The 26,965-nt window shown below is 49.7% G+C and carries 15 protein-coding genes; 7 read left to right on the top strand and 8 right to left on the bottom strand.

The features are described from left to right. Positions 1–113 precede the first annotated feature (113 nt). Positions 114–4,490, top strand: coding sequence for a CusA/CzcA family heavy metal efflux RND transporter (locus HQ48_RS05450; protein WP_044232188.1), 4,377 nt, complete (start codon positions 114–116; stop codon positions 4,488–4,490). Further along, positions 4,487–5,683: an efflux RND transporter periplasmic adaptor subunit gene (locus tag HQ48_RS05445; RefSeq protein ID WP_052408982.1), complete on the top strand. Its 1,197-nt coding sequence runs from the start codon at positions 4,487–4,489 to the stop codon at positions 5,681–5,683. The genes HQ48_RS05450 and HQ48_RS05445 overlap by 4 nt, the downstream gene beginning before the upstream one ends. A 111-nt stretch (positions 5,684–5,794) precedes the next feature. On the opposite strand, the gene HQ48_RS05440 is transcribed toward HQ48_RS05445, so the two are convergent. The 5 genes from HQ48_RS05440 to HQ48_RS05420 all read right to left on the bottom strand — a co-directional run bounded on the left by HQ48_RS05440 (position 5,795) and on the right by HQ48_RS05420 (position 14,505). Next, positions 5,795–7,936, bottom strand: a complete 2,142-nt coding sequence (locus tag HQ48_RS05440; RefSeq protein WP_044232183.1) for a S46 family peptidase — start codon at positions 7,934–7,936, stop codon at positions 5,795–5,797. A gap of 393 nt (positions 7,937–8,329) precedes the next feature. Continuing rightward, entirely contained in the window at positions 8,330–10,639 is a 2,310-nt protein-coding gene (locus HQ48_RS05435; protein ID WP_044232181.1) for a glycoside hydrolase N-terminal domain-containing protein, read from the bottom strand. A gap of 70 nt (positions 10,640–10,709) precedes the next feature. Then, entirely contained in the window at positions 10,710–12,506 is a 1,797-nt protein-coding gene (locus HQ48_RS05430) for a chloride channel protein (RefSeq protein ID WP_044190423.1), read from the bottom strand. Continuing rightward, positions 12,503–13,918 carry a sugar transferase gene (locus HQ48_RS05425; protein ID WP_044232180.1) on the bottom strand — a complete coding sequence of 472 codons (1,416 nt, stop codon included), beginning with the start codon at positions 13,916–13,918 and terminating at the stop codon, positions 12,503–12,505. Before HQ48_RS05425 ends, HQ48_RS05430 begins: the two co-directional genes overlap by 4 nt. Further along, the gene (locus HQ48_RS05420) at positions 13,915–14,505 is read right to left on the bottom strand and encodes an L-threonylcarbamoyladenylate synthase (RefSeq protein WP_044232179.1); all 591 of its coding nucleotides are present in this window, start codon (positions 14,503–14,505) and stop codon (positions 13,915–13,917) included. The genes HQ48_RS05425 and HQ48_RS05420 overlap by 4 nt, the downstream gene beginning before the upstream one ends. 206 nt (positions 14,506–14,711) lie before the next feature. Between HQ48_RS05420 and HQ48_RS05415 the strand changes: the two genes are divergently transcribed. The 5 genes from HQ48_RS05415 (at position 14,712) to HQ48_RS05395 (ending at position 19,797) form a co-directional block, all read left to right on the top strand. Continuing rightward, on the top strand, positions 14,712–15,704 hold the full coding sequence (locus HQ48_RS05415) for a M28 family peptidase (protein ID WP_235300204.1): 993 nt from the start codon (positions 14,712–14,714) through the stop codon (positions 15,702–15,704). Positions 15,705–15,730: 26 nt separating this feature from the next. Next, positions 15,731–16,150, top strand: a complete 420-nt coding sequence (locus HQ48_RS05410) for a SufE family protein (RefSeq protein WP_044190431.1) — start codon at positions 15,731–15,733, stop codon at positions 16,148–16,150. A gap of 690 nt (positions 16,151–16,840) precedes the next feature. Beyond that, complete coding sequence (locus HQ48_RS05405; RefSeq protein ID WP_044190434.1) at positions 16,841–17,281, top strand: DUF4494 domain-containing protein; 441 nt, start codon at positions 16,841–16,843, stop codon at positions 17,279–17,281. Then, positions 17,268–17,972: a YggS family pyridoxal phosphate-dependent enzyme gene (locus HQ48_RS05400; protein WP_044190436.1), complete on the top strand. Its 705-nt coding sequence runs from the start codon at positions 17,268–17,270 to the stop codon at positions 17,970–17,972. The genes HQ48_RS05405 and HQ48_RS05400 overlap by 14 nt, the downstream gene beginning before the upstream one ends. Positions 17,973–18,117: 145 nt before the next feature. Next, positions 18,118–19,797: a putative transporter gene (locus HQ48_RS05395; RefSeq protein WP_044232178.1), complete on the top strand. Its 1,680-nt coding sequence runs from the start codon at positions 18,118–18,120 to the stop codon at positions 19,795–19,797. A gap of 224 nt (positions 19,798–20,021) precedes the next feature. On the opposite strand, the gene HQ48_RS05390 is transcribed toward HQ48_RS05395, so the two are convergent. The 3 genes from HQ48_RS05390 to carB form a co-directional block, all read right to left on the bottom strand. Further along, a complete protein-coding gene (locus HQ48_RS05390) occupies positions 20,022–21,077 on the bottom strand; it encodes an OmpA family protein (RefSeq protein WP_044232176.1) in 1,056 nt (351 codons plus the stop codon). Positions 21,078–21,103: 26 nt separating this feature from the next. Further along, a complete protein-coding gene (locus HQ48_RS05385; protein WP_044232175.1) occupies positions 21,104–23,464 on the bottom strand; it encodes an outer membrane beta-barrel protein in 2,361 nt (786 codons plus the stop codon). Between the two features lie 270 nt (positions 23,465–23,734). Beyond that, a complete protein-coding gene (gene carB / locus HQ48_RS05380; protein WP_044232173.1) occupies positions 23,735–26,959 on the bottom strand; it encodes a carbamoyl-phosphate synthase (glutamine-hydrolyzing) large subunit in 3,225 nt (1,074 codons plus the stop codon). Positions 26,960–26,965 lie beyond the last annotated feature (6 nt).

Genomic DNA, 26,965 nt, shown 5'->3' with positions numbered 1-26,965 from the left:
CCATTGATTTGTGCTTGTAGGCCCTCTGCGCCTACACCATCTTTATTGATGTGCTCCCTATATATAATAGGTTCGGCATATCAATCGGTTTTCACTATCAAACAATCATTATTATGCTAAATCGAATTATTCGGTACAGCATAGATCATAAGCCTTTGGTAGGCTTTATGACGCTCCTGCTAGTCGTTTGGGGCGTCTGGAGTATGACTAGGCTGCCGATCGATGCAGTGCCAGATATTACCAATAATCAGGTTCAGATCATCACGACCTGCCCTAGTCTTGCTAGCCAAGAGGTCGAGCAACTCGTGACATTCCCTATAGAGCAGAGTATTGCCAACCTGCCGGGGTTGGAGGAAGTGCGTAGTATTTCTCGCTTTGGACTCTCTGTCGTGACAGTTGTTTTCGACGAGGGAGTGGATATTTACTTCGCTCGTCAGCTCATCAATGAGCACTTGCCAGAGGCTGTCGAGCAGATGCCAAAGGGAGCAGGTACCCCCGAGTTAGCTCCAGTAAGTACAGGGTTAGGGGAGGTTTACCAGTATATTCTTCGGCCTAAGCCCGAGAGCGAGGGCAAGTATAGCTTGGAAGAGCTCCGCACGATGCAGGATTGGATTGTCGTACGTCAGCTCAATGGTACGCCGGGCGTAGCAGAGATCAATAGTTTTGGCGGTAAGGTTAAGCAGTATGAGGTAGCCGTAGACCCCAATAGACTTAGAGCTCTGGGCATTGGGGTAAGCGATATTTTTGAGGCTCTTGAGCAGAATAACGAGAATACAGGCGGGGCATACATAGACAAACAGCCCAATGCCTACTTCATACGAGGGATAGGTGTGGTAAGTTCCCTCGAGGATATTGGCAACATCAACATCAAGCACACGGAGCTGGGGCAACAACTACTCATACGTGATGTAGCTCGTGTGCAGATAGGCCACGCCACGAGGTATGGAGCGCTCACGCTAGATGGAGAGGGAGAAACGGTCGGTGGCATCGTCATGATGCTCAAAGGGGAGAATAGTGACAAACTCGTAGAGCGTGTCAAAGAGAAGCTAGTCAATATCCAACGCTCGCTCCCCGAGGACGTGGAGATTGTACCATTTCTAGACAGGACGGAACTTGTAGATCGAGCGATCTCGACAGTAGAAACCAATCTCATTGAGGGAGCATTGATTGTCATCTTCGTCTTAGTCCTTTTCCTCGGCAATCTCCGTGCAGGCCTTATCGTAGCCTCTGCTATCCCTTTATCTATGCTTTTTGCCTTAGGAATGATGAACCTCTTTGGTATCAGTGCCAATCTTATGAGCCTAGGTGCGATAGACTTCGGGTTGATTGTGGACGGGTCTGTCATAGTTGTGGAAGCAACACTGCATCACATTGGGCTCCGAGCCATCAAAAGTCGCATGACACAGACAGAGATGGACGAGGAGGTGTATGAATCTACTAGGCGTATTCGTAGTAGTGCAACCTTCGGCGAGATTATTATTCTTATTGTCTATATCCCTATTCTCACGCTTGTTGGGGTAGAGGGAAAGATGTTTGCTCCTATGGCCATCACGGTTAGCTTTGCCATTATCGGTGCGCTTATTCTGTCGCTTACCTATATTCCTATGATGTGTGTGCTCTGCTTGAGCAAAGAGCCTCAAGTCAAGCGTACGGTATCAGATAGAATGATGGCTTGGTTACAGAGTCACTATACTCCTCTATTGGATAGAGCATTGAGGTTTAAGTACTGGGTTATTGGCGCTAGTCTTACACTATTTATTGCGAGTATCTTCGTCTTCCGTACGCTTGGGGGAGAGTTTATTCCTCAGCTTCAGGAAGGAGATTTTGCCTACCATTGTATCTTGCCACAGGGTACATCACTGAGCCAAAGCATAGCAACATCGATGCAGGCCTCACGTATTATGAAGAGCTTTGCCGAGGTACGTATGGTCGTTGGTAAGACGGGGTCTGCCGAGGTGCCTACCGATCCGATGCCACCCGAGGCGACAGACCTTATGGTCATTTTACACAACAAGAAGGATTGGCCAAACCCTAGTAAAACATACGATGAACTAGCCGATGAAATCAATGAAGCTCTGACTGTAATCCCTGGTGTCTTTTTTGAGAAGAACCAGCCGATACAGATGCGTTTCAATGAGTTAATGACGGGTATCCGTCAAGATGTCGCAGTTAAGATCTTTGGCGAGAACTTGGATAGCTTAGCCTTATATGCAAATCGTGTAAGTAGTATCATTGGCGGTGTGCCGGGGGTTACGGCTCCTCAGGTGGAGCGTGTGCATGGGCTTCCTCAGATCAATGTTCAGTACGACCGTCTTCGCCTAGCGACCTATGGCATTACGATTGATATGGCCAATCAAGCTTTGAATACTGCTTTTGCAGGTCAGGCTGCAGGTCAGGTCTTTGAGAATGAGCGGCGGTTTGACCTTGTTGTACGCCTAGATAGTGCTTTTCGGACCGATATAGAGGATGTGCGTAATCTGCCTATTCCAAGTCACGACGGACTCCTCATACCACTTTCTCAAGTTGCCGAAATTAATTATCGCCCCGGGCCTGCTCAGATTAGTAGAGAGGAGGGTAAGAGGCGCATCGTTGTTGGCTTCAATGTATCTGGCCGAGATGTCCAGAGTGTGGTCAATGATATACACGATCGACTAGATGAGATGAAGCTGCCGACGGGGTATTACTTCACATACGGAGGACAATTTGAACATTTGCAGAAAGCAACGAGTCGTCTTCTTGTCGCTGTCCCCGTTTCACTTTTGCTGATTTTCTCTTTGCTGTATTTCACTTTCGGATCGGCTCGTTGGGCTCTACTTATTTTTACTGCCATACCGATGAGTGCCATTGGTGGGGTGCTGGCACTGTTGCTACGAGGAATGCCCTTTAGCATCAGTGCAGGTATAGGATTTATTGCTCTCTTTGGAGTCGCAGTTCTCAATGGGATTGTGCTGATCGGAACGTTCAACGAGCTGGAGAAGTCGGGCGTGAGTCTGCTTGAGCGAATTCGCCGCGGAGCCACAGAGCGACTTCGTCCCGTACTGATGACTGCCGCCGTGGCAAGTATTGGTTTCCTACCCATGGCGCTCAGCACCGGAGCTGGAGCAGAGGTTCAGAAGCCCTTGGCAACGGTCGTTATTGGAGGCCTGATTTCGGCAACTCTGCTGACCCTATTCGTGCTCCCTCTTCTGTATATGCTGTTTAATCCAACTCCTCAAAAAATGAAGCACTCTAGGGTTGTTGGAGGGTTGATGATTGGAGGGTTACTCTTGGTTAGTACTTCAGCATATGCCCAAGAGGGGCATAAGCCGAAGATATCTTCCGTAGATGATGCGATAGCCTTGGCGATGCAGCATAACAGCCAGATACAGAGCGAGTGTATGCTTCTTAGAGCTACTAGAGTGCTGCGCCCTACGGCATTTGCCCTACCTCGTCTAGAGCTCTCGGCAGAGATTGAGGAGATGCCTAGCAAAGAGAAGGAGTTGTCAATTGAGGTTAGCCAAAGTATTCCTTTCCCGACGGTTTTTGCAGCCAAACGTAGCCTGCTCAAGACAGAGGAGGCCGAGCAAGAGGCCTTGATGAATGGTAAGATACGCCAGATCTTGACTCAAGTACGAGAGGCGTATATTCAGGCTATCTATTGCTGCGGTCGGCTCAAGCAAATGGAGCGGTTGGATAGTCTGTACACGAACTTTGTGCATCTCAGCCGATCGAATGTTAATAGCGGAGAGGGTAGCCCCGTGGAGCTAAATACGGCTCTCATCAAGCAGGGGAAGAGCCGGCAAGAGCTGGCAAGAGCACGCATCGACCTCAATCAAGCTCGGATTTACCTTGCTAGCTTATTGGGCCTAGAGGCTGAGCTTGACCTAAGTGAACATGATCATTTGGCTACACTTTCACTCCCTCGCCAAGGGTTGTCCAGTGATATCTCCGCACATCCAGAGCTCCGAGCTATCGCTCTTCAAGCTCAAGTTGCCAAGGATAGGGGGCGCCTAGAGCTACATGAAAGCCTGCCAGAGCTAATTTTGGGATATGCGAATAAGCCTCTAGAGGGGAGCCATGGCATTGGTCGAGGTAGCCTTAGCCATGGATTACGTAGTGAGGCTTGGAGTATTGGAGTTGCCATTCCTCTTGGTTGGGGAAGTAATAGGGCCCGCATTCGGTCTGAGAAGATACGCCACTCTGCTCTATCCCTTTCTCATCGACAGCAGGAAAGAGAGATGCAAGCGAAGCTACTGCGTACTTTAGCCGACTATGAGCAGAAGAACGCCCTGTGTGTCTACTATCAGCAGGAGGCACTGCCCATGGCCAAGGCGACATTGCAAGCAGCCCAATTGGCTTTTTCCACAGGCGAGATTAGCTACGTTGACTATCTATATACGTTGGAAACAACGACTGAGCTAGAACTCTCTGCACTTGAGAGCGTCTACGAGCTCAATCAGTCTATCATACAGATTCATTACTTCATCAATCATATTGACCAATCACGATGAAACCAATCATTATATATCTGAGTTTGATCTTTGGTATCCTATCTGCCTGTCAGCAGAGGCCTAACGTTCAACAAGAAAGAGAGAAGCCAAACCAAGAGGAAGCGGAGTCGCACGACGATCCTATCGTGCACATTACTGCAGAGCAAATTAAGGCAGTCGGCATACAGCTTGGCCCTATTGAGTATAAGGAGCTGTCCTCTACGATACGAGCCAACGGATCGCTCAAAGTTCCCAAGACGCATAAGGGATATGTAACGACGCTCTACGGCGGTACAATTAGGCAGATCCATACACTACCGGGGCAGTACGTTCGTAGAGGCCAGCTGATTGCCACCCTTGCTAATCCTCAGTTTGTGCAGATACAAGAGGAATACCTCACTACTCTAAGCCGACTGACGTATGCACAGCAAGAGGTTAATAGACAGCAAACACTTCAAGAAGGTGGTGCTGGAGCGACTAAAAACCTCCAGAATGCCAAGGCAGAGTTATCCAGTCTAAAGGCACGAACTGCTTCACTGGCTCAGCAAATTCGCTTGGCTGGTATTGATCCTAGTAGTATCTCGGCAGACAATCTCCGTGGCACGCTCTCTATTGTTAGCCCCATTGACGGGGTAATTGGTGAGATCATCGGCCAGATTGGTAGTTATATTGAGCCGTCCTCACCTATTGCCGAGGTCATTGATAATGCTTCTTTGCATCTAGATCTCAATGTCTACGAGCAAGATCTGCTCAAGATCAAGGTTGGGCAAACGATTCATTTTCGTCTGACCAACAGCCCGAACCGTGAGTATGACGCACGTGTCAATACTATTGGCTCTACCTTTGAGGCCAATAGTAGAACTATCGCCGTACACTGCGACTTGGTAGGAGATAAGACCGGGTTTATTGATGGTATGAATATCACAGGCGTTATTAGCCTTGGAGAAGAGCTACTGCCAGCTGTCCCCGATGCTGCAATTGTGCATGCCCATGGCAAAGACTATATTTTCGTACAACGGGATATGGGGCATAGCCATGAGGACGAATGGGAATTTACTCCAGTGGAGGTTATACGTGGGACATCTCAGTTAGGCTATACAGCTATTACTCCTCTTGAGAATCTGGAGGAGGGCGCTGTTATTGTGCTTCGTGGCGCTTTCTTCGTGAATGCCCGATTGAGAGAGGCTGATGCCGATCATGGTCATGCCCATTAAATGGTTGTAGAATGACGCGGCTCAAGTAGCCAATGGAATAGAATTAGGGGAGCTATGTCGCCGAGTTAATCTGCCGACATAGCTCCCCTAAGCGTTTGGGCTATTCTCTCCTTAGCGAAGATCTAGTTCCTCAATTAGACGAGGACATTTGCCCCATTTGTCAATCACGAATAGGACATAACGGATATCCACAGAGATTGTACGCTGCAGCTCGGGCTCGAACTCGATATCTCCACTCATAGCTTCCCAGTTGCCATCGAAGGCTAGTCCGATCACACGGCCATTCTTGTCGAAGACGGGGCTACCAGAGTTCCCCCCTGTGATATCGTTGTTGGAGAGGAAAGCTACATGCATTTTACCAGCATGATCCGCCCAACGGCCCCACTCTCCTTTCTTAACTAGATCAAGGAAGTCTGCCTTGAGATCAAATTCGGTTGATCCCGGTTGGTACTTCTCTAGGATTCCTCTTGGAGTCGTGTAGTAGTCATAAGTGATGGCATCGGCTGGTGTATATCCCTTGATGCTGCCATAGCTCATACGCATGGTGAAGTTAGCATCACTAGGCATTGGACGTTTAGGATCCATCTCCATACGACCAGCGAAGTACAACCGATTGCCCGAGTTAATATCATCACTGTATCTAGCTCGTTCGTCGCGGATTTTGCCGAAGAGCATTGTAGCTTGTGCCGAGAATAGCACGGCAGGGTCATTTTGTAGACGTTTCTTGAAATCTCCCTCCGAGAGGATCTTACTTACTTGCTCCTTGTGAGGTACGATGCTCCGGGTGAATAGATCGGCGGCAAATGCCTTCGTATCTCCGCCAAACTTCTGGTCGATGATGTCGAATACTATCTTGGCCTCATCAGTCTTAATGTTTTTTCTCAGTACATCAAGCATTGCAGGTAGCACTTCTTGGTCTAGTGCAGGTACATAATCCTTGTAGAATAGGTCGATCTGCTCCATGATACGTTTGCGAACCTTGGGGTCTTTCTCATCGGCATAGCGCTGTAGCATACGAGATATCTCTACAATCTCGGTTCCTCTAAGCAGAGTTTCGCTTACATATACAGAGCGACGATTGGCATCGCCCGATGCTTTATAGGCCTGCTCCATACGGCTCAAGACACCAGCATACTCCGGCTTGCTATTGTTGCGTACCCATGCATCAAAAGCCTTTTCTTCTGCCTGTTTACGCTCTACCACACCAAGGCGCTTGAGGCCCCTATTCATGCCGATGGAGTTCTTCCAGTAGTTTGAGCTAACGGCATACTTGCTAGCATACTTGATGCGTGTAGCCTGATCGGCATCCATTGCCTTGCGCCAGATAGCCTGCTTGATTCCACGCACTTCAATACGAGGATCATTTTCGTTGCTCATGCGGTTTTCAATGCCCCAAGATGGGATATACCTCTCAGTAGATCCGGGGAAGCCAATTGTCATTGCATAGTCCCCATGTCCGTAGCCCTGTGTAGAAACTGCCGCAAAGTACTTGGGTGTATAGGGCACGTTGTCCTTGTTGTATAGGGCGGGATTGTTGTTTTTGTCGGCATAGACACGGAAAACAGAGAAGTCGCCCGTATGACGAGGCCACATCCAGTTGTCTGTATCGCCACCGAATTTACCGATAGAGCTTGGAGGAGCGAATACCATACGTACATCACTGAAGACATCGTACGTAAGCATATAGTACTTGTTGCCTGCGTAGTATGGGCGTATGATGACTTCCTTGTGCTTGTTCTTTAGGCGCTTATTTTCTTTGGTGATAAGCTCATTGCTTAGCTTCTGGAGTTGAGTTAGACGATCGGTTTCGTTCTTTGGGTTGCGTAGCTTGGCCAGTAGGGTAGATGTTATATCTTTGATGTCACTTAGGTAGCGGATCTGCAGTCCCTCAATAGGTAGCTCTTGTTCTAGGGTATGGGAGATGAAGCCATCTCGTAGATAGTCGTGGTCCACTGTGGATTGGCTCTGGATAGCGTCATATCCGCAGTGGTGATTGGTCATAATCAGCCCTTGTTTAGATACTGTTACCCCAGTACAACCTCGACCGAAGATAACGACTGAGTTGGCGACACTAGGCTTGCTCAAGCTGTAGAGAGAGTCTGGTGTTAGCTGGAATCCAAGCTCTTTGATTTGTCGCAGATTTTCCTGCGAAAGCTCATTGAGGAGCCACATACCTTTGTCTGCCTTGGCGGTAGTCCCTAGGGATATGGCAGCTACACCAAGCATTAAGGCCTTTTTAAGAGAAAAACTCATAGTGAAAAAGCTTCTATTAATAAATTAAGAACTAAGCACAAAGATAAGAAACTAACCGTAATACTCTTGGGACTCAACAAAAGAGTATCCAAAGCTCTATGAGTAAAAAAGGGGCTGTGGACAAATTAGTTTTTGCCACAGCCCCTTCTCTTTGTTTTGATTCTTGATTTGTTGAAAGATCAAGGGTAAAACCTTATCGAAGCACCCTATAGTGGGTGCAAAAGCACCTATTATTGAGTGCATTCGCACCCACTATAAGGTGCAACACGATGCTTCCCCCCTTCAAAAAATGGCATTAGCCGAAACACAATCTGTATCATTTATCGAGATGCCAATTCTATAATATCGATAAGGGGCTGTGCAAAATTTGTTTTGCTTCAGCCCCTTTTAGTTTTAATACTTGACTTCTAGGCGATATGTTTTGCCCTTTTGGGTCGGGTAGCTCATCACATGGGCTTGCTTGGTGCGTTTGCCACGAATAACCTTACCGCTATGATCTACGAGGTTGTAGTGACCGAGAGCCTTGCCCATAATTTGTAGCGGTAGTCCAGAGCCTGAATGAATAGTAGCTTGTGTGATGCGTCCATTATTCCACTTGAAGCCTAGGGTGAAGTCGCCGGCAGCTTTAAGCCCAGAGATAGCACCACTAGACCAAGCCTTAGGCAGGGCTGGTAGCAGCTCGATGAAACCAAGGTGGCTCTGTAGGAGCATTTCGGCGATCCCAGCCGTAGCACCGAAGTTACCATCGATCTGGAAGGGTGGATGTGCGTCTAGTAGATTCTCGTACACACCTCCGTGCCTTACGTCCATGCTATTGCCTATCATCGATGTGTAGTTGAGGGCTTGTTTGAGTAGATGCCGGGCATGGTCACCATCGCCGAGCCTAGCCCAGAGCGCAATCTTCCAAGCACGGCTCCAGCCAGTACCGTCATCTCCACGGGACTCGAGTGAGATCTTAGCCGCCTTGGCAAGATTGGGAGTTGTATGCCAAGAAATCTGTTTGCCGGGATATAGGGCTATAAGGTGAGAGAGGTGACGATGATCGTCGCCCTTGATATCTTCTTTGATCTTCCACTCTCTGATTTGTCCCCAAGAGCCAATGACCATGCCTCGGTCTAGGTGCTTGAGCTTATCCTTGAGTTCGGCAACGAATGGCTTCGGAAGCTTAACCAGATCGGTGGCTTGTAGTGTTGCATCGAAGAGCTCCCAGATCAGTTGCTGAGCATAGGCAATGCCGTCTTCCCACGGACCATGCTCGGGCGACCACTCGGCGGGCGCTATCCATCGGCCATGCTCGTCTTTTTTTAGACGATCGAACCAGTATTCACAGGCAGAGCGCATGGCGGGTAGAGCAGTCTGCTCTAGGTAATGCTTGTCTTGAGTGAATAGATAATGCTGCCATAGGTGCATGGCATACCACGCATTGGTTGGGCGGTTGATGTTCCAGTCTGTATGGCTGAAGATGTTGCTCTGTGTGTGTAGACTCCAGCCACGTAGACCTTCGTTTTTGGCAGTTTGCCTCATGCCGCCATTTTCTTTGGCGGCCTCTACCGCTATATAGTGGAGGAATGGCTTATGGCACTCGGAGAGATTAGTTGTCTCGGCTGGCCAGTAGTTCATTTGGATATTGATGTTGGTGTGGATATCTGACTCCCAAGGAGGGGTGTTGCTATCATTCCATAACCCCTGCAGGTTGTTGGGTAGATCCATACCTCGGCTAGAAGCAATCATCAGATAGCGTCCATACTGGAAGTACAGCTCGTCTAGATAGGTCAGGCTCCTTTGGCGGCGAACGATCTCGTCGGTAGGTAGGGTTGGTACGATGCCCTTGGCTTCGGGCTCTAGATTGATTTTCACTCTATTATAGAGCTTTTGATAGTCGGCTATGTGGTCAGCCTTGATGCGTTCATAGCCCTTGGTGGTAGCTCTAGCGAGTGTCTGCTTGACGTGTTTGCGCACATCATCTAGCGAACCGGATGTGTAGGAGGCGCTATGGATATCGTAGTTCGTCTTGAGAGCAAGATACAGAGTTACGGTATTTGCGTCCTTGATCTTGATCCCGTTTTGTTCCTTGGTCAGCTCTATGCTCCCCCCCTCATTGATGGCTTGGAGCCCTGCCACGTAGCTCACTAGATCTAGTTCACCCTCGAAGATAGAGGTCGCACCCTGTGCTTGTAGTTGGCTCGTAGTTGCCTTGATCTTGTCGGAGGCTGGACGAGCATCTCTAAGGTTTATTTCAAGGCTTAGCTTCCCTTTTTGGTTGGGTGTCGTCAAGCGTACGGCGATGATGCCGTCAGGGTGGGAGGCCAGATACTCTCGCTCGTACTGCGTACCAGAGCTGGTGTAGACCACTCGCCCAATGGCGTCGTCTAGGCTTAGGCTACGCTTGTATCCATTGTAGTCGGGGTGATGCTCGAGGTCTAGGTAGAGGTCACCAAAGTTTTGGTAAGCCCCTCGGATCTGTGGGCTACCTGTCCAGAGCGTTTTTTCGTTGAACTGGATACGCTCGTGGCGGTATCCTCCCATAAACATTGCGCCAAGCTCCCCATTGCCGATCGGTAGCCCCTGCGTCATCCAAGTGATCCCCGGACGATCGTAATGCAGGAGCATGGGGCGCTGAGCCGTCTGTGCACTCAAACTCCCTAGGGTTAGGTTAGAGGCTAGTAGACAGACTGCTAGAGTTTTGATGCTGTACTTTTTCATATAACTTGTGTTGTCCTAAAAATTGTGATAGCGTATTGGGCAATCTATGAGCATACCTCTAGTGGTAAGGCTAGTCGCCGATAAATGTTTCGTTGAGCACCTCTCGGTAGCTATTGAAGATTTTACTCTTGGAGATGAAACCAATGTAGCGTCCGTCGTCGTCTACGACGGGGAGTTTCCACTCATTGCTTTCGTCGAAGATCTGCATGATGCGCATCATTGGCATAGACATACGTAGCTTGATACGTGGCGATACCATGATTTTCTTCACACTATGCCGCTCATATAGCTCGGGGCGGAACATGATGTTACGGATATTATCTAGCTCCACAACTCCGATTAGTATACCCTCATCATCTACTACGGGGAAAGAATTGCGGTGGCTAATAGAGATGACACGAACGAGATCCCCTAGATTCATCTCTGGTTTAACGGTTTCGAAGTCTGTTTCTAGCACATGCTCCACACTCATTAGTGTGAGTACAGCCACGTCCTTGTGGTGTGTCAGGAGCTTGCCTTGCTCGGCCAAGCGCAGTGAATAGATGCTATGTGGCATAAAGATACGGATCGTGCCAAAAGCTGTGATCGCTACAAGCATCAGAGGTAAGAAGAGGTCGTAACCCCCAGATAGCTCTGCGATCAAGAATACGCCAGTCAGTGGTGCATGCATCACTGCAGCCATGAGGCCTGCCATGCCGAAGAGTACATAGTTCTTGCTTGGCAGATACATCTTCGTAAAAGGGAGGTAGTTGATCAAGAAGCTAAAGAGAAAACCCGTAATCGCACCGACGAATAGTGTAGGAGCGAATAGCCCGCCACAGCCGCCACCCGAGTTGGTTGATACGGAGGCAAATACCTTGAGTAGTACTGTCAGCAGGAGGAAGCCGAAGACAACCCAAAACGAACCAGAGAAAGCCTCAAGCAGACTCCCCTCTAGCAAGCTCCCATACTGCCCGCTTAGCAGGAGGTTAATTGTATTATACCCCTCGCCATAGAGTGGCGGAAAGAGGAAGATGAGCAGGCTGAGGATTACGGCAGACGTCAGGTAACGCATCTTATAAGTGGAGATAGAGCGAATGCGTCCCTCTAGGCTAAACATAGTCTGGGAGAAGAAAAGAGCCATTAGACCGCAGAGCACACCGAGCAGAAGCATCATGGGGATATGCTCCATCTTGTATGGCTCGGTAAACGTAAAGCGGAATAGGCTCTCCCCCCCCGAGAACATATAGCTCACTGCCGCTGCCGAAACAGAGCTAATCAATAGCGGTAGTACCGACATCATCGTCAGGTCGAGAAGCAACACCTCGATGACGAATACCAACCCAGTGATTGGTGCCTTGAAAATACCTCCTAGCGCTCCAGCAACGCCACAGCCGATCAAGAGCATCAGATTGCGCTGCTCTAGTCGGAAGGCTCGCCCGAAGTTTGACCCAATGGCCGCTCCCGTCAAGACGATTGGTGACTCGGCTCCCACAGATCCGCCGAAGCCGATTGTAATGGCAGAGGCGAAGAGAGAAGACCAAGTATTGTGAGGTTTGATGCGGCTCTTACGCTGCGATATGGAGCTGAGCACCTTGGTAACGCCGTGCCCGATGTCGTCACGAAGTAGATAACGCACGAATAGGCCGCTGAGCAGAATGCCAATAGCAGGTAGGATCAAGTACATGTAGCTCCTGCCTTGTATCCCCTCGGTGAGGATATGCTCAAGGAGATGTATCACCTCCTTGAGTAGGGTTGATAGTAGCGCCATGGTAATACCAATACCAAGGCTAAGCATAAGAATAAAGTATCGCTCGCTGATATTGTGCTCTCGCCAGATGATTAGTTTGTCAAGGCTCTGCCTTAGGGCAGCTCGGTAAGTATTCATTTTCCTAAACCTTTGGCTATAGTTTGTATCGTGTAGAATAGTACAATGATATCTAGTCGCAGGGACATATTCTCGTAGTAGAGCCAGTCGTAGGCCATTCGCTCACGCATCTCCTCTAGGGTACTTGCATAGCCATATCGCACCATGGCCCAGCTGGTGATACCCGGGCGCACATTGTGTAGCAAGAAGAGCTGTGGCGCATCGTCTACCAACTGGCGGATATAGTAGCTCCTCTCTGGTCGTGGCCCTACTAGCGACATATCTCCGATGAGTACATTCCACAGCTGTGGCAGCTCGTCTAGGCGGTAGCGGCGCATCACACGCCCCCAAGGCGTCACTCTAGGGTCTTGGTCGGAGCTAAGCTGTGGCCCAGTTTGCTCTGCATCTAGGTACATCGAGCGAAACTTGTAGATGATGAATGGCCGTCCTCTGAGCCCAATGCGCTCTTGGGTGTAGAGAATACCTCCCTCCGACTCTCTGCTGATGCGCCAAGCTATGTAGAGGAATAGTGGCGAGAGCAAGATGAGGCCAAGGGCGGACGAGAGTCTGTCTACGAGCCACTTGATATTGGCTGCAGACTCGCTCAGGTTGCTGGCCGTGACGTCCACTAGAGGCTCCCCAAGCATCGTATTAACTTTGAGTTTGAGCCCCACATACGGGATAGAGCGGGGCGATAGCTTGATCGGGATCCCTAGGATATATAGCTTGTAGAGCAGCTGGCTGACAAGCAAGAATGAGCAGTCTGTCGTGGCGATGACTACTTCATCGGCATACTTGCTCTGGGCCTCACGTACTAAGCGCTGTGCGTAGTCTTTTAGGTAGCTGGCCGTATAGTTGCTTTCTAGCTCCCTATCGGAGCACAGCGGTAGTCGAGCCACAATACGCATGCGCCCCTCATGCTCTAGCCATTGGGCCACCTCGTCGCCGATATTCCCCTCGCTTACCAGTACGATACGCCGCTTGTGCTCCTCGCTGAGGAACTGTCTGAGGAGCATACGTGTGACGCAAACCCTACCTACGTATAATATAAGGAACCAAGATAGGTGTAGTAGCCCATAGAGCCTGAGGTAGTGAGCTGTCGAGGGTGTCACGTCATCGCTGATGACGAAGAGGAAGACAATCACAGCGATAATCGTCGAGGAGGATAGGCTCGTGGTAATGTCGCTCAGACGACTCTTGGCGTAGGGATTGTTGTAGTAACCCGAGAGCCAGTAGACACCCATGGCCAGAGTGACTACACCCAGTAGAGAGAGTAGGGTATTGGGGTGAGCCATGTAGCGTAGGAGCGACCCGAATGTGGCATAGTGCTCCTCGAGCTGATAGCGCAACACGTTGAATGTAGTGAATGCCACCACACTTGCTATGCTGTCTATACCTATATAGGCTAGCCTATGCCGCCAAAGTCTGGTCATGGGCGAATGATTTTAACCTCGCCTTTGCTGCCCAATTTGATAATCTGAGATGGGGGAGCCGTCTTGGTGTCGCCTTGTCTATACCCAACGACATAGTCTACTGCATCAATGATCTCTTGGCTAATGGCAGAGAATATCATTGGAGTCGGCTCGCCACTGATATTGGCAGAAGTAGACACGATAGGGGTACGCATCTGTCGTGCTAGAGCGGCAGAGAAAGCATCTTTGCAGAGGCGTACTCCCAGACTACCGTCCTCGGCCAGCAGGTTGGGTGCTACGCCTCTGGCCCCGTCGTAGATGATTGTCATGGGGCGTATGGCTAGCTCGATCATATCGTAGGCGACCTCTGGTATCTCGGGTATGATGCTCTCCAGTGCAGCAAGGCTATCTACTAGTACCAGCATACTCTTGGCATCGGCTCGGCGCTTGATCTCGTAGATGCGTGCTACTGCTTCGGCGTTGGTGGCGTCGCAGCCTATCCCCCAGACGGTGTCGGTAGGGTAGAGAATGACGCCCCCACGGCGCATAACATCTACCGCAGCATCTATATCATCCTGATAGGCAGGGCGTTCTTTGGTTTTGCTCATTCGGCTTATATTGTTGTGTGAGATGCCTTCTAGCACTAGCCTCGCTAGCCGGCATCACAGTGAATTATTCAGATCATTATTTGCTAGACAAATATATATATTCCTAGCCATACTCTAGTTAAATAATCCATTAGATTGATGGGCTGAAGGTTTTTAGCGATATTTGCAGACAATTCGATAGATTTTGGTTCATAATAGAAGTTGTGATGCAGATTAGAAATATCATACAGATTGGCCTATGTGTTTTGGCCTCTATGCTGGTTGGCTGTACTGGCTCCAAGCAGGGTCAGGCTGGCTCGCAAGCAGACCAGATGCAGACGATTGCACCCACCTCTGCGTTCGATGCCGATAGTGCCTATCGCTTCGTCAGTGATCAGGTCGCCTTTGGCCCCCGTGTCTCCGGTAGCGCAGCACACAGAGCTTGTGGCGACTGGATTGTCGCCAAACTGCGTGGTTGGGGTTATCATATCATTGAGCAAGCCTTTACTGGCAAGGACTACTTTGGCAAATCTATTCAGGGGCGCAATATCATCGCTACTCTAGCCCCAGAGGCTACTCCACGAGTACTGTTGATGGCACACTGGGATACACGTGCTGTGGCAGACCATGACTCCCAGCATAGTCGCCGCTCGGAGCCTATCCTCGGTGCCGATGACGGAGGTAGTGGTGTGGGAGTGCTACTCGAGCTGGCTCGTCAGCATGCTCAAGAGCACGTTGGCGTAGAGCTAGACTTTGTCTTTTTTGACCTTGAGGACGGTGGGAATAATGGGGATAACGATAGTTGGTGCCTAGGTTCGCAGCACTGGTCCAAGCACCCGCACCAGACCGATTACCAAGCTGAGTTTGGTATTCTACTCGATATGGTGGGTGCCAAGAAGGCTAAGTTCTATTGGGAAGGGCACTCCAGAGCCTATGCTGCGCCTATTCTCTACAAGGTCTGGGAGGAAGCTCGAGCACTAGGCTTCGGAGATTACTTCATCAGTGCTGGTGGAGGAGCTATGATCGATGACCATGTTCCCGTCATTCAGAACCGAGGGATCCCTGCGATTGATATTATCAATCACAATCCCCATACCGATCAGGGCTTCGGCGAGCATTGGCACACCCATGGAGATAATATGAATATCATTGATCGCAAGACCCTTGGAGCCGTAGGGCAGACAGTGCATACGATGCTCCGCAATAAATATCGCAAATAGACTATAAACGAGATTATATACTTGGTATGCAAACGATAAACGAAATTCAAGACGAAATCATAGAGGAGTTTTCTGGCCTTGAGGATTGGCTCGATAGATATGAGCTGATCATCGAGATGGGCAATAGCCTAGAGCCTATTGACGAGGAGAAGAAAACTCCACAGAACATTATAGAGGGCTGCCAGAGCAGAGTTTGGATCACCGCAGAGATGCGTGATGGACGTGTACACTATGAGGCCGAGAGCGATGCGATCATCGTTAAGGGCATCGTGAGCCTATTGCTTCGTGTCCTCAACGATCAGACCCCTCAGGCTATTTTGGATAGTGATCTGTACTTCATCAAGGAGATAGGGCTTCAAGACCACCTATCCCCTACACGCTCCAATGGCTTGGTGTCTATGCTACGACAGATGAGGCTCTTCGCCGCTGCCTTTGCGGCTCAGTAGGGGAGCAGTACATATTTTTCTAGGGAGGCGGTAGGACGTCAGAAGGCATATTGCATATTCTGCGTCCTACCGCCCATTTTGTGTTTTTTTACAGATCTGTTGCATCTTCGTACCCTTTTATCTGCTCTTAAGGATAGAGCGCCTAGACCTCGTATTTGCCCCCTAGTAGGCCGTACAGCGAGTTTTGCCCCGTTTGGGCACTCTAGCCCCAGCCGAATGAAGTTAGTACTCCAAAAGCGTTTCTTGTAAGTGTCTAATAAATAAGTGTTTGGGTTGGGTTTTTCTGAAATTTGGTGCACTTGTATGGCTCCCTAAGGACTTTTTTCCCATCAATCCGCCCCAATTAGTGGGGATACCTTGAACGATTGACCCACCAATCCGAAAAAGTCTTCCCATCAAAATAGTTGTTTGAGCAGTTTGGTCTGGCAGAGTTAGTCTGTGTATTACTCAATTTATAGGCTGTTTGTTTACAGATCTTAACGAAAAAATAGCACGTTTGCGTGTCGCATCAGCGCGTCTTGTCCTTGAGTACCCGCTTGTGTGTTTGGTAGGCGAGCTTCGCTGCTCAGTAAGGTGGATTGCAGGTTCGCTGTGCTCATCTGCGACGAGTCCCATATTTGATAGCCAAAGAGGAAATAAAACTATCTTTGTATGCATTATATAATATCAAGTATAGATTAAGATAAGAATATGAACTATTGGTTTGAGTGCAAGGTGTCTTACGAACGCCAAGCAGATGGTATGGGTATGAAGAAGGTTTCTGAGCTCTATCTCGTTGATGCTATGAGTTTCACCGAGGCTGAGGAGCGTGTCATCAAAGAAATTCAGCCTCTAGTATCTATTGGCGAGTTGGAGGTGTCCAATATCAAGCGCGTCAAACTGGCCGAGCTATTCCTCAACGAGAGGGAAGAAGCCGATCATTACTATAAGGCGAGGGTTAATTTCATCACGATCGACGAGAAGAGCGGTATGGAGAAAAAGGCCGGCGTCAATATGCTTATCAAGAGTGAGAGCCTCTCTGAGGCTGTCACAGAGCTCGTCAGCCAAATGGAGAAGCAGCTCGGTGCCTATGAGATTGCCTCGATTACAGATACACAGATCTTAGATGTCTTCCGTTATGGAGCTCAATAGTAGCGATACGATACCCAGTAGACTGGAGGCTGTCAAGGCGACCTTGAGAGAGGGCGTGCACCTTGTGGCAGTCTCCAAGTTTCACCCTGCCGAGGTCATCATCGAGGCCTACGAGGCTGGGCAACGTACTTTTGGAGAGAGTCGTGTACAGGAGCTTGTGGCTAAGCACGACATTCTCTCGGCGATCTATCTCGATCTACAGTGGCACTTCATTGGCCCTCTGCAAACTAATAAGGTCAAGTATATAGCTCCCTTTGTAGATACGATCGAGAGTGTAGACTCGCTCAAGCTCCTCAGAGAGATCAATAAGCAGGCTATCAAAAACCAACGTACCATATCGGTACTTCTCGAGGTGCATGTGGCTAGAGAGGATAGCAAGAGTGGTTTTGATACCGATGAGCTCAGAGAGGTGCTGGAGTTGATTCACAACAATCCGCAAGACTTCGAGGGAGTTAGGCTCTCTGGCTTAATGGCTATGGCGTCTAATACCGACGATGAGTCGCTTATCCGTCGAGAGTTTGCCACGATGCAGGAGCTGTTTCATCGCATCAAGACCTCGGGTTTGCTACACGAGCCAGACGACTTCGAGGAGCTGTCTATTGGTATGAGTGGGGACTACAAGATCGCTATGGAGTATGGTGCTACACTTGTGCGCATTGGCTCTGCTATTTTTGGAGATCGTGTAGGTTGAGCCTAAGCATCTAGCGCTAGTTAATACGATGAAGTGTGGTAGAGGTCGACACAACCCTCTGCCACACTTTCGTTTTGTATGTGTCTTATCCTGCGATATATTCGTAATTTTGTAACCGTTAAGTTGAAGTTAATTTAAGATTAAGATGAATGAAGTGATAGAGTGGTTCAGAGCGATGCTTCTAGAACCATCTAGTACACAGACTATTATTATCCTTTCTTTAGTTTCGGGTATAGGCTTGCTCTTGGGTAAGCTACGCCTAGGGCGTATATCTCTAGGGGTGACGTTTGTGTTCTTTGTCGGTATCCTTGCTGCACATTTTGGCGTCGTCACTCAGGCCGAGTTAACGAGCTTTGCACAGAGCTTCGGCCTCGTTCTTTTCGTCTACGCCTTGGGCGTTGAGGTCGGCCCCTCTTTCTTCCCCTCATTGCGAAGCCGAGGCATCGTGTACAATCTGCATGGCTTGGGTATGATCATCATCACCTATATCCTTATCCTCGGGCTGCACTACTGGACAGATATCTCTATGCCCAATATGTTGGGTATCATGTCGGGGGCTGTGACCAACACGCCCGTACTGGCAGCTGTACAGAGCACTCTACAGTCTACCTATCCAGAGGCGACCGATATGGTCGCAGAGGCAGCCATGGCTACTGCCGTAACCTATCCGCTGGGTATAGTCGGGGTCATCCTCGCTCTCGCTCTGCTCAACGGCCTAGGCTCCCGCAAGAGTGCCAAGAGCAAGGAGGAGTTTAGGACTGCATACGTGGCCGAGTTTGAGGTGATCAATGCGGCACTCTTTGGGCATACGGTTCGCGAACTTGTTGCTATGACAGACAAACACTTCATCATATCACGTGTTTGGCGTAATGAGGAACTGATACTCCCCACCTCTCAGACGCAGCTACAGGAGCGTGATCATCTGTTGATCCTCTGCCACGAGGAGGACCTCAAGCATCTAGAGGCGCTCTTCGGGCGTAGAGATGACAAACAAGACTGGAACCGTCCCGACATCAACTGGGACGCAATCGATGCCAAGCTCAATTCCAAGCGTATCATTGTGACAAACCCCAAACTCAATGGGGTGAAGCTACAAGCCCTCAAGCTACGCAACAAGTACAGCATCAATATCACACGTATAGACCGTGCGGGTATCGAGCTCTTGCCCTCGCCAGATCTCTACTTACAGACGGGTGACCGACTAACGATCGTGGGCGAGTCGGTGGCGCTCTCTCAGGTATCTAAGCTACTTGGGAATTCCATTGAGATGCTGGATAAGCCCAATCTAATTAGCTTCTTCTTTGGGCTCTTCGTTGGCTGTCTTATCGGCTCTATCCCTCTGTATATCCCCGGTATGAGTATTCCTGTACGCTTGGGTTTGGCTGGTGGTCCTATCATCGTGGGCATACTCATGGGAGCTTTTGGCCCTCGTCTGCATCTAGCTACCTACATGACCAATAGTGCTACACAGCTTATCAAGCAGTTGGGTATCATCATTTACCTAGCAGGGCTCGGATTGTCTAGTGGGGCAGGCTTTGTCGATACTTTGCTCCATGGGGCAGGTTTGCAGTGGCTGATTGTGGGCTTCGCTATTACGGTTGTTCCAACCATTATCTCGGGTTTCTTGTCAATGAAGATTTTCAAACAGAGCTTCTCCGAGGCTTCGGGAATGATATGCGGTACGATGGCCAATCCTTTTGCTCTTGACTATGCAGTAGAGCAGACGAAGTCACGCACCTGTTCGGTAGCGTATGCTACGGTCTACCCCGTAGCCATGTTCATTCGCATCATTTCGGCGCAGATTTTACTACTCTTCTTCCTCTAGGAACAGGGGAAAGTCGCTACAAAAAGTTGGGGGGGATTAGCACATTGGCTAGTCCCCCCTAATAAGTATCCTCCATGCAAAGCCCAATGATCAGCCTAATGTACTTATAGATGGAGTGATTTCACATTACCTCTTCATGTGCAGAGATAGCGAAAGAAAAGGGGCTGCGCCAAAACGAAGTTTGACACAGCCCCCTATCATATTGGGTTAATGAGCGTACACAATCACTTGACTAGGGTAATGTCTACTCGACGAGCTAGCTGATAGTTGCGCACTTGGCGGTCAATACCACCCGCAAATGTTTCGATCTGATTGGTGACGCCAGCCCCCTTGATAAAGGTTACAGCGGCTTGCATACGCTGGGCAGCTAACTGTTCATTACGTTTAGCATTGCCATCTGATGAGGCAAACCCAAGTACACGTACCTTAGCTTGTGGATGCTGACGAAGGAAGTCTACGACTTCGAGCAAGGTTTTATGGGACGAAGCATCTAGCTTAGAGCTAGCGACTGCAAAGTAAATCGACCGCTTGAAGTCCGACACATCTATCACCGATACCGTGTCCACCTTGTGCTCTACGATACGTACAGTATCGGTCAAGGATACGACCTGTGGAGCTTGCAAATCCATCTGCATCATCTCACCTCTAACCGTATCTATACGATGCACGTGTACAGTATCAATGCGGTAGACTGTGTCTACACGATGGTTCTGCTTCTGCGCCAGTAGACGGCTTAGCTGTTCCTCTAAGCGCACCAGACGATCGTTGTCTGCCTGTGTCGAAGCACTCATTAACTCAATCTTTGCATCTAGAGGTTCGGCAGAGGTTTTGTTCTTACGGCGTATGATGGTCCGGTTATTTGCGGTAGAAGCCTCCACTCTTTGGTTGAGCAGGAGCATAAGCATCGTTTCGATCCGATCGAGGCGAGCATCATAGCTCTCTGTACTCGGCATACGAGTAGGCTGCTGTGGCGCGGCATAGTAGTGACTGTCGCCCCCACCTTGTACTACGGGTGTTTGGGTTCTTGATGCAAGTAGGTGCAGGAGTAGCTGCTGTCTGAGGAGAGTCGTCCTAAGATCTGCACTAGAGCTAGGGCGTTCTTTCTGGAGAGCCTTGGATAGCTCATTGAGGGCACGCTCTAGATTATCTCGATCAATCTCTATTAATTCCTCATCCGCCGTTGCTTTCGCTGTCGGATTGGCTGTACCTCTATCTGCACTCTGTGAGAATGCACTCACAGAGATGCCGAGGCTGAGGAATAGGGCAAAAAGCTTGTTCATACCTATATTCATTAGTTGATACAGATCTAGAACATCAAGCTATAGCCAACGGAGAACTGATGATTCTTGAAGTGAGGACGAAGGCTATAGTCTGCGAAGAATCTTCCTCCGAAGACGCTCTTGATAGTTGTTCCGAGTATCACATTAGTACCGAAGCGACCATTGCTGTTGATATCTGAGTAGCCGAAACCTACACCTGCATAGGGAGCAATCTTGGAGTTTGCACCTAGATCGAAGCGATAGGTTAGGTTAGCAGCCGCAGACCAAGCAGTCTTGTCGCCAAAGCCATAAGAGAACTCAGGAGAGAAGAAGAAAGCGGACTTGCCGAGCTGCCAGTTGGGGCGTACTGCTACATTCCATGTTGTAGCGTCACCGATACCCAGACCAGTCATGATGTCTACACTTGAGTACTTGAGGTAGCTGTCGGTAACGACCTCGTAAGACTTGCTTTTTAGCTGCTGCTTATCGTTGTCGATCGTGTGCACACGTACCTCTCTTCTGCCACCTACTCCCTCTTGGTCTGTTTCGATGATCTGGATAGGCTGCTGCTGTAGACGGTTCGTTGCATCAATCATCTGCTGGCGCAGCATGGTTTCTTGCGTGCGATTGAGTTTATTCTCTAGACCATCTATCTTGCGCACCAGCTCCTCCGTCTTGTCAAGTACTTTGGATAGCTCTGCACTTGGTACACTCTGTGGCTGTACTACTGGCTGTACCTGCTGCTGTGCGGGTAGGCGATAGACGTTGTTGCCTAGTACACTGAAGAGTAGGATCTTGTCTAGGTCGCTCATGCCGCTTAGCTCAGACGACTTCTCTTGCTTGGGTTGGCTCTTCTCTACTACACGTGAGATTAGCTCCTCTAGCTGAGAACGAGTCATCACTACGGTTTTGCTCTGTGGCGTAGCTACAACTTCGGCTTCAGCTTCACGTACGGCGATGTCTTCTTCCTTCTTGATCTTCGTAACGACCTCGTTCTTTTCCTCTACAACTTGCTTCCTCTCCTCAACGAGCTGAGCCATTCTCTCCTGATCGAGCTCCTCAGCAGCACGAGCAAGTTCCTCGTTAAGCTCGGCAATCTGAGCATCGTACTTGGCACGCATCTCGTTGAGCTTCTCCATGTTGGCTTGGCGCTCGCTGAGGCGCTCTCTATCGGCGTAGCTGCGGTAGAGAGCTTCGCCGCCACGGCTGCGGCTACCGAAGTTAAATCTCAGTCCAGTCTGGTACATCATGCTCACACGCACTTGCGAGGGCTCAGTTACGGCCTTGACATCTGGATTCTCTTGCTCGTTGAGCATTGCACTCGCGTTACCATACAGGGCGATATGGCGACCCAGAGGGATCTCAATACCAGCACCACCCATGGCGAACCAGCCACTCTTGGCGTTGTGTGCTCCGTCGATATCAACGTAGTTTTTGCTATTGACATCTAGGTAACCACCACCGAGAGTCAGGTAGGGCGTTACACCACGAGGTTGATTAAGACGAGCGATGAGGTTACCACCATACATCTTGACGTCGTCCGTGAAGTTGAGGCTTAGCTTGAGTGGATCCTTGGTAGCTGCATAGTAGAAACCACGGATACCTAGTAGAGAAGTGAAGTCTATCCCAGCTGCTCCCCCTACGAACCATTGATCTTGCATAACAGACTTGTTGTGCAAATCAACATAGGCGATACCGGGCTCCAGAACAAACTTTATACCTTTGAAACCATCACTATAGAGTGCACGATAGGCTCGTGTGATGCGGTCGCCGCTCTGCTTGCGTCCACCTAGATAGAAGTCTAGCGATGCCTGAGCGCCCCAGTTCTGGAGTGTGTTGTCTGGATTTGCTCCTGCTGCTAGGTAGCGGTTGTTTTTGTTTAGATTGAATAGGGTGTTCTTACCTTCTAGTGATAGGACTGTGCGCTTGGTAAAGTTGATCTTGACACCAGCCCCAAGAGCTCCGTAGAGCTGTTCTTCTCGGTAAGATTTGTCTTGCTCTGTGTCGTACTTAATGTTCATCACACCAGCACCAGCCGTCACATAGGGAGTGAAGATTGTACCAGCCCAGAGGTTGAGCTTGAGCTCCCCGCCCATACGCTCAATCTGTGCCTTGGAGCCCTCTAGCTTTTCACCTAGATTGTTTAGAGCATTCCAGTTGGCGCCCTGAAGTTTGCCTTTAAGGTCGAAGCTGCGTTCATAGTTCGCTCTTAGCTCAAGAATGGGGCCGAAACCGAAGCCTGCACGTACGCCCCAGAAAGGAGATTCTCCTAGGTTTAGATTCTTGTCCCACCACGTGTAACCAGCCATCGGAGACACCGTAAGGGTAACGTCATTGATCTGAGCTATTGCCTGACTGCTCATTCCCAATAGCATCGTAGCACATAGCACGGTAGTTTTCTTTTTCATCTTTATTCCACTATTTGAATGTTAATGGGGCTCCTCTTAGCGGTGCAAATCTGTTCTCTGAGCTGGAAGCAATAAATACTTCGTCTGGTTGCATAGCTTTAGAAGCCTCTTTCGATTATTTAACACATAAATTCGGCTAATTGTTTCGTATCGGCCAGTTTTTGCGCATTGTAGATAGACCAAAGGCTCTGCATCGGTGAGAGTGATGCAGAGCCTTTGGCATGGTATGGATATTGCCTAGTGACTCTCTAGGCAAAGAAGAGAGTAATTTTAGTACTTACTCCATGGCTTTATCTGGACGTCATCTAGCGATAGGTTGCAGAAAGCCGTGATGAAGGCGGACGCTAGGCGTGCATTCGTCAGGAGAGGAATGTTCAGGTCGATCGAGGCACGGCGAAGTCTATACCCATTGGTCAGCTCACGTGCGGTCAGATTCTTGTTGATGTTTACCACCATATCAATCTGCCGATCGTGGAGCAAGTCTAGAGCCTGTGGGTGTTTGCCCTCGTCGCTTGGCCAGTAGACAAGCGTGCTCTCGATACCATTTTCCTTGAGCATATCGTGCGTGCCTTGAGTGGCGTAGAGCTTATAGCCTTTCTGCCAGAGTAGGCGAGAGGCATCGAGCATATCTACCTTCTGCTTATACCCACCAGTGGAGAGTAGGACTGATCGCTCGGGGATACGGTAGCCTACCGAGAGCATACTCTTGAGGATGGCTTCGTTGGTATCATCGCCGATACAGCCTACCTCTCCTGTACTCATCATATCTACACCGAGTACGGGGTCGGCCTTTTGTAGACGAGCGAAAGAGAACTGCGAAGCCTTAATCCCTACGTAGTCGAGGTCGAAAGCATTCTTATTAGGCTTCTCAACGGGCAAGCCGAGCATCACTCGTGTCGCAAGTTCAATGAAGTTAATCTTGAGTACCTTGCTCACGAATGGAAAGCTACGAGAGGCTCGGAGGTTACACTCAATCACCTTGATTTCATTACCCTTAGCGAGGAACTGAATGTTGAATGGGCCTGAGATTTGTAGAGCCTCTGCGATCTGACGACTGATGCGTTTGATGCGGCGTACGGTTTCTACATAGAGCTTCTGACCGGGGAACTGAATGGTAGCATCTCCTGAGTGTACGCCTGCAAACTCAATGTGTTCGCTAATGGCGTATGCGATGATTTCGCCATTCCTTGCTACTGCATCTAGCTCCACTTCTTTGGCATGCTCGATGAATTGACTCACTACGACGGGGTGCTCTTTCGATACATTGGCGGCTAGCTCCAAGAAACGACGTAGTTCATCAGCATTGGAACAAACATTCATTGCGGCACCAGAGAGGACGTAGCTAGGACGAACGAGGACGGGGAAACCAACCTCCTCTACGAAACTGTCAATATCCTCGAGTGTAGTGAGCTCCTGCCAGCGAGGCTGATCTACGCCAAGCCTATCGAGCATAGCACTGAACTTGTGTCTGTCCTCTGCGTTGTCGATGCTCTTGGCCTGAGTACCTAGGATCGGTACATTCTGGGCGTCCAGCTTCATCGCTAGGTTATTGGGGATCTGGCCACCAGTAGACACGATTACGCCCTTGGGGGTCTCGAGATCCAGAATGTCCATAACACGCTCGAAGGTCAGCTCGTCGAAGTATAGGCGATCTGTGATGTCGTAATCCGTACTTACTGTCTCGGGGTTGTAGTTGATCATTACTGATCGGAATCCCTCCTTTCGAATGGTGTCGAGTGCGTTTACGCCACACCAGTCGAACTCGACAGAGCTACCGATACGATAGGCACCTGAGCCAAGTACTACCACCGAGCGCCCATCATTTTCGTAACTTACGTCGTTGGTCGTACCGCTGTAAGTGAGGTAGAGGTAGTTGGTTTCGGCTGGGTACTCGGCTGCTAGTGTGTCAATCTGTTTGACAACAGGTAGGATCCCGAGCGACTTGCGGTACTGGCGTACGGCAAGCGCTCTAGTATCTGCATTCTGATCTGTATCGCTTAGGACGAAGCGGCCAATCTGGAAGTCTGAGAATCCCTGACGCTTGGCGTGTAGCAGAAGCTCCTTAGATACCTCCTCTAGGCTGCTATACTTGGCTAGCTCCTCCGAAGTCTGTATGATGCTATAAAGCTTGTCGAGGAACCAGCGGTCGATTTTGGTTAGCTGATGGATCTGCTCTACCGTATAGCCAGCCTTGAAGGCCTGGCTGATTACGAAAACACGCGTGTCGGTAGGACGGCGAAGCTCGGTCTCGATATCGTCAATCTTAGGCTCTTTATTGCCTACGAAGCCGTGCATTCCTTGCCCGATCATACGAAGTCCCTTCTGCATAGCCTCCTCGAAGGTGCGTCCTATGGCCATGACTTCACCCACGCTCTTCATGCTGCTACCAAGCTCACGAGATACTCCATGGAACTTGCCAAGATCCCAGCGAGGGATTTTGCAGACAACGTAGTCGAGTGACGGCTCGAAGAAAGCAGGCGTTGTACGTGTAACAGAGTTGTTGAGCTCGTACAGACCATATCCTAGCCCTAGTTTGGCCGCCACGAAGGCTAGTGGATAGCCAGTTGCCTTGGAGGCTAGAGCTGACGAACGAGATAGGCGTGCATTAACTTCGATAACTCGGTAGTCTTCGCTATGAGGGTCTAGGGCATACTGCACGTTACACTCCCCGACAATGCCGATGTGGCGCACGATGCGTATGGCGATCTCCCGCAGTTTGTGGAACTCCGAATTGGTAAGTGTCTGCGATGGTGCGATGACGATACTCTCGCCCGTATGTATGCCGAGGGGGTCGAAGTTCTCCATATTACATACCGTAATACAGTTGTCGTAGCGGTCACGTACCACCTCGTATTCGATCTCCTTCCACCCCTTGAGGCTCTTCTCTACTAGTACCTGTGGGCTGAATGAGAATGCCTTGGAACAGAGCTCGTCTAGCTCGGCCTCGTTGTCGCAGAAACCACTACCTAAACCTCCTAGTGCGTACGCAGCACGAATGATCACTGGGTAGCCAAGGCTGGCCGCTGCTCGGCGTGCGTCCTCGAGTGTTTCTACGGCTTCGCTCTGTATGGTTTTGACGTCAATCTCGTTGAGGCGATCGACGAATAAATCTCTATCCTCGGTGTTCATGATCGCCTCGACTTGAGTACCGAGTACACGTACACCATATTTCTCTAGTACGCCACTTTTGTGTAGAGCGACACCACAGTTGAGAGCTGTCTGCCCGCCGAAAGCGAGGAGAATACCCTCGGGGCGTTCTTTCTCGATGACACGCTCGATGAAGTAGGGCGTCACGGGCAAGAAGTAGATTTCGTCTGCGATGCCCTCGCTCGTCTGTACCGTGGCGATGTTGGGGTTTACCAAGACAGTCTTGATCCCCTCCTCACGCATGGCTTTGAGGGCCTGAGATCCTGAATAGTCAAACTCCCCAGCCTCCCCAATCTTCAGAGCACCAGAACCTAGTAGTAGAACTTTATTTGGCTTGTCGTATTGCATCTTATT

It is taken from the genome of Porphyromonas sp. COT-290 OH3588 (assembly GCF_000769075.1).
Classification (GTDB): domain Bacteria; phylum Bacteroidota; class Bacteroidia; order Bacteroidales; family Porphyromonadaceae; genus Porphyromonas.
This window is presented reverse-complemented; position numbering and strand designations above follow the sequence as displayed.

Coding starts and splice junctions, on each gene's coding strand:
- HQ48_RS05450 (WP_044232188.1), top strand. CDS start 114: ATGCTAAATCGAATTATTCGGTACAGCATAGATCATAAGCCTTTGGTA.
- HQ48_RS05445 (WP_052408982.1), top strand. CDS start 4,487: ATGAAACCAATCATTATATATCTGAGTTTGATCTTTGGTATCCTATCT.
- HQ48_RS05440 (WP_044232183.1), bottom strand. CDS start 7,936: ATGAGTTTTTCTCTTAAAAAGGCCTTAATGCTTGGTGTAGCTGCCATA.
- HQ48_RS05435 (WP_044232181.1), bottom strand. CDS start 10,639: ATGAAAAAGTACAGCATCAAAACTCTAGCAGTCTGTCTACTAGCCTCT.
- HQ48_RS05430 (WP_044190423.1), bottom strand. CDS start 12,506: ATGAATACTTACCGAGCTGCCCTAAGGCAGAGCCTTGACAAACTAATC.
- HQ48_RS05425 (WP_044232180.1), bottom strand. CDS start 13,918: ATGACCAGACTTTGGCGGCATAGGCTAGCCTATATAGGTATAGACAGC.
- HQ48_RS05420 (WP_044232179.1), bottom strand. CDS start 14,505: ATGAGCAAAACCAAAGAACGCCCTGCCTATCAGGATGATATAGATGCT.
- HQ48_RS05415 (WP_235300204.1), top strand. CDS start 14,712: ATGCAGATTAGAAATATCATACAGATTGGCCTATGTGTTTTGGCCTCT.
- HQ48_RS05410 (WP_044190431.1), top strand. CDS start 15,731: ATGCAAACGATAAACGAAATTCAAGACGAAATCATAGAGGAGTTTTCT.
- HQ48_RS05405 (WP_044190434.1), top strand. CDS start 16,841: ATGAACTATTGGTTTGAGTGCAAGGTGTCTTACGAACGCCAAGCAGAT.
- HQ48_RS05400 (WP_044190436.1), top strand. CDS start 17,268: ATGGAGCTCAATAGTAGCGATACGATACCCAGTAGACTGGAGGCTGTC.
- HQ48_RS05395 (WP_044232178.1), top strand. CDS start 18,118: ATGAATGAAGTGATAGAGTGGTTCAGAGCGATGCTTCTAGAACCATCT.
- HQ48_RS05390 (WP_044232176.1), bottom strand. CDS start 21,077: ATGAACAAGCTTTTTGCCCTATTCCTCAGCCTCGGCATCTCTGTGAGT.
- HQ48_RS05385 (WP_044232175.1), bottom strand. CDS start 23,464: ATGAAAAAGAAAACTACCGTGCTATGTGCTACGATGCTATTGGGAATG.
- carB (WP_044232173.1), bottom strand. CDS start 26,959: ATGCAATACGACAAGCCAAATAAAGTTCTACTACTAGGTTCTGGTGCT.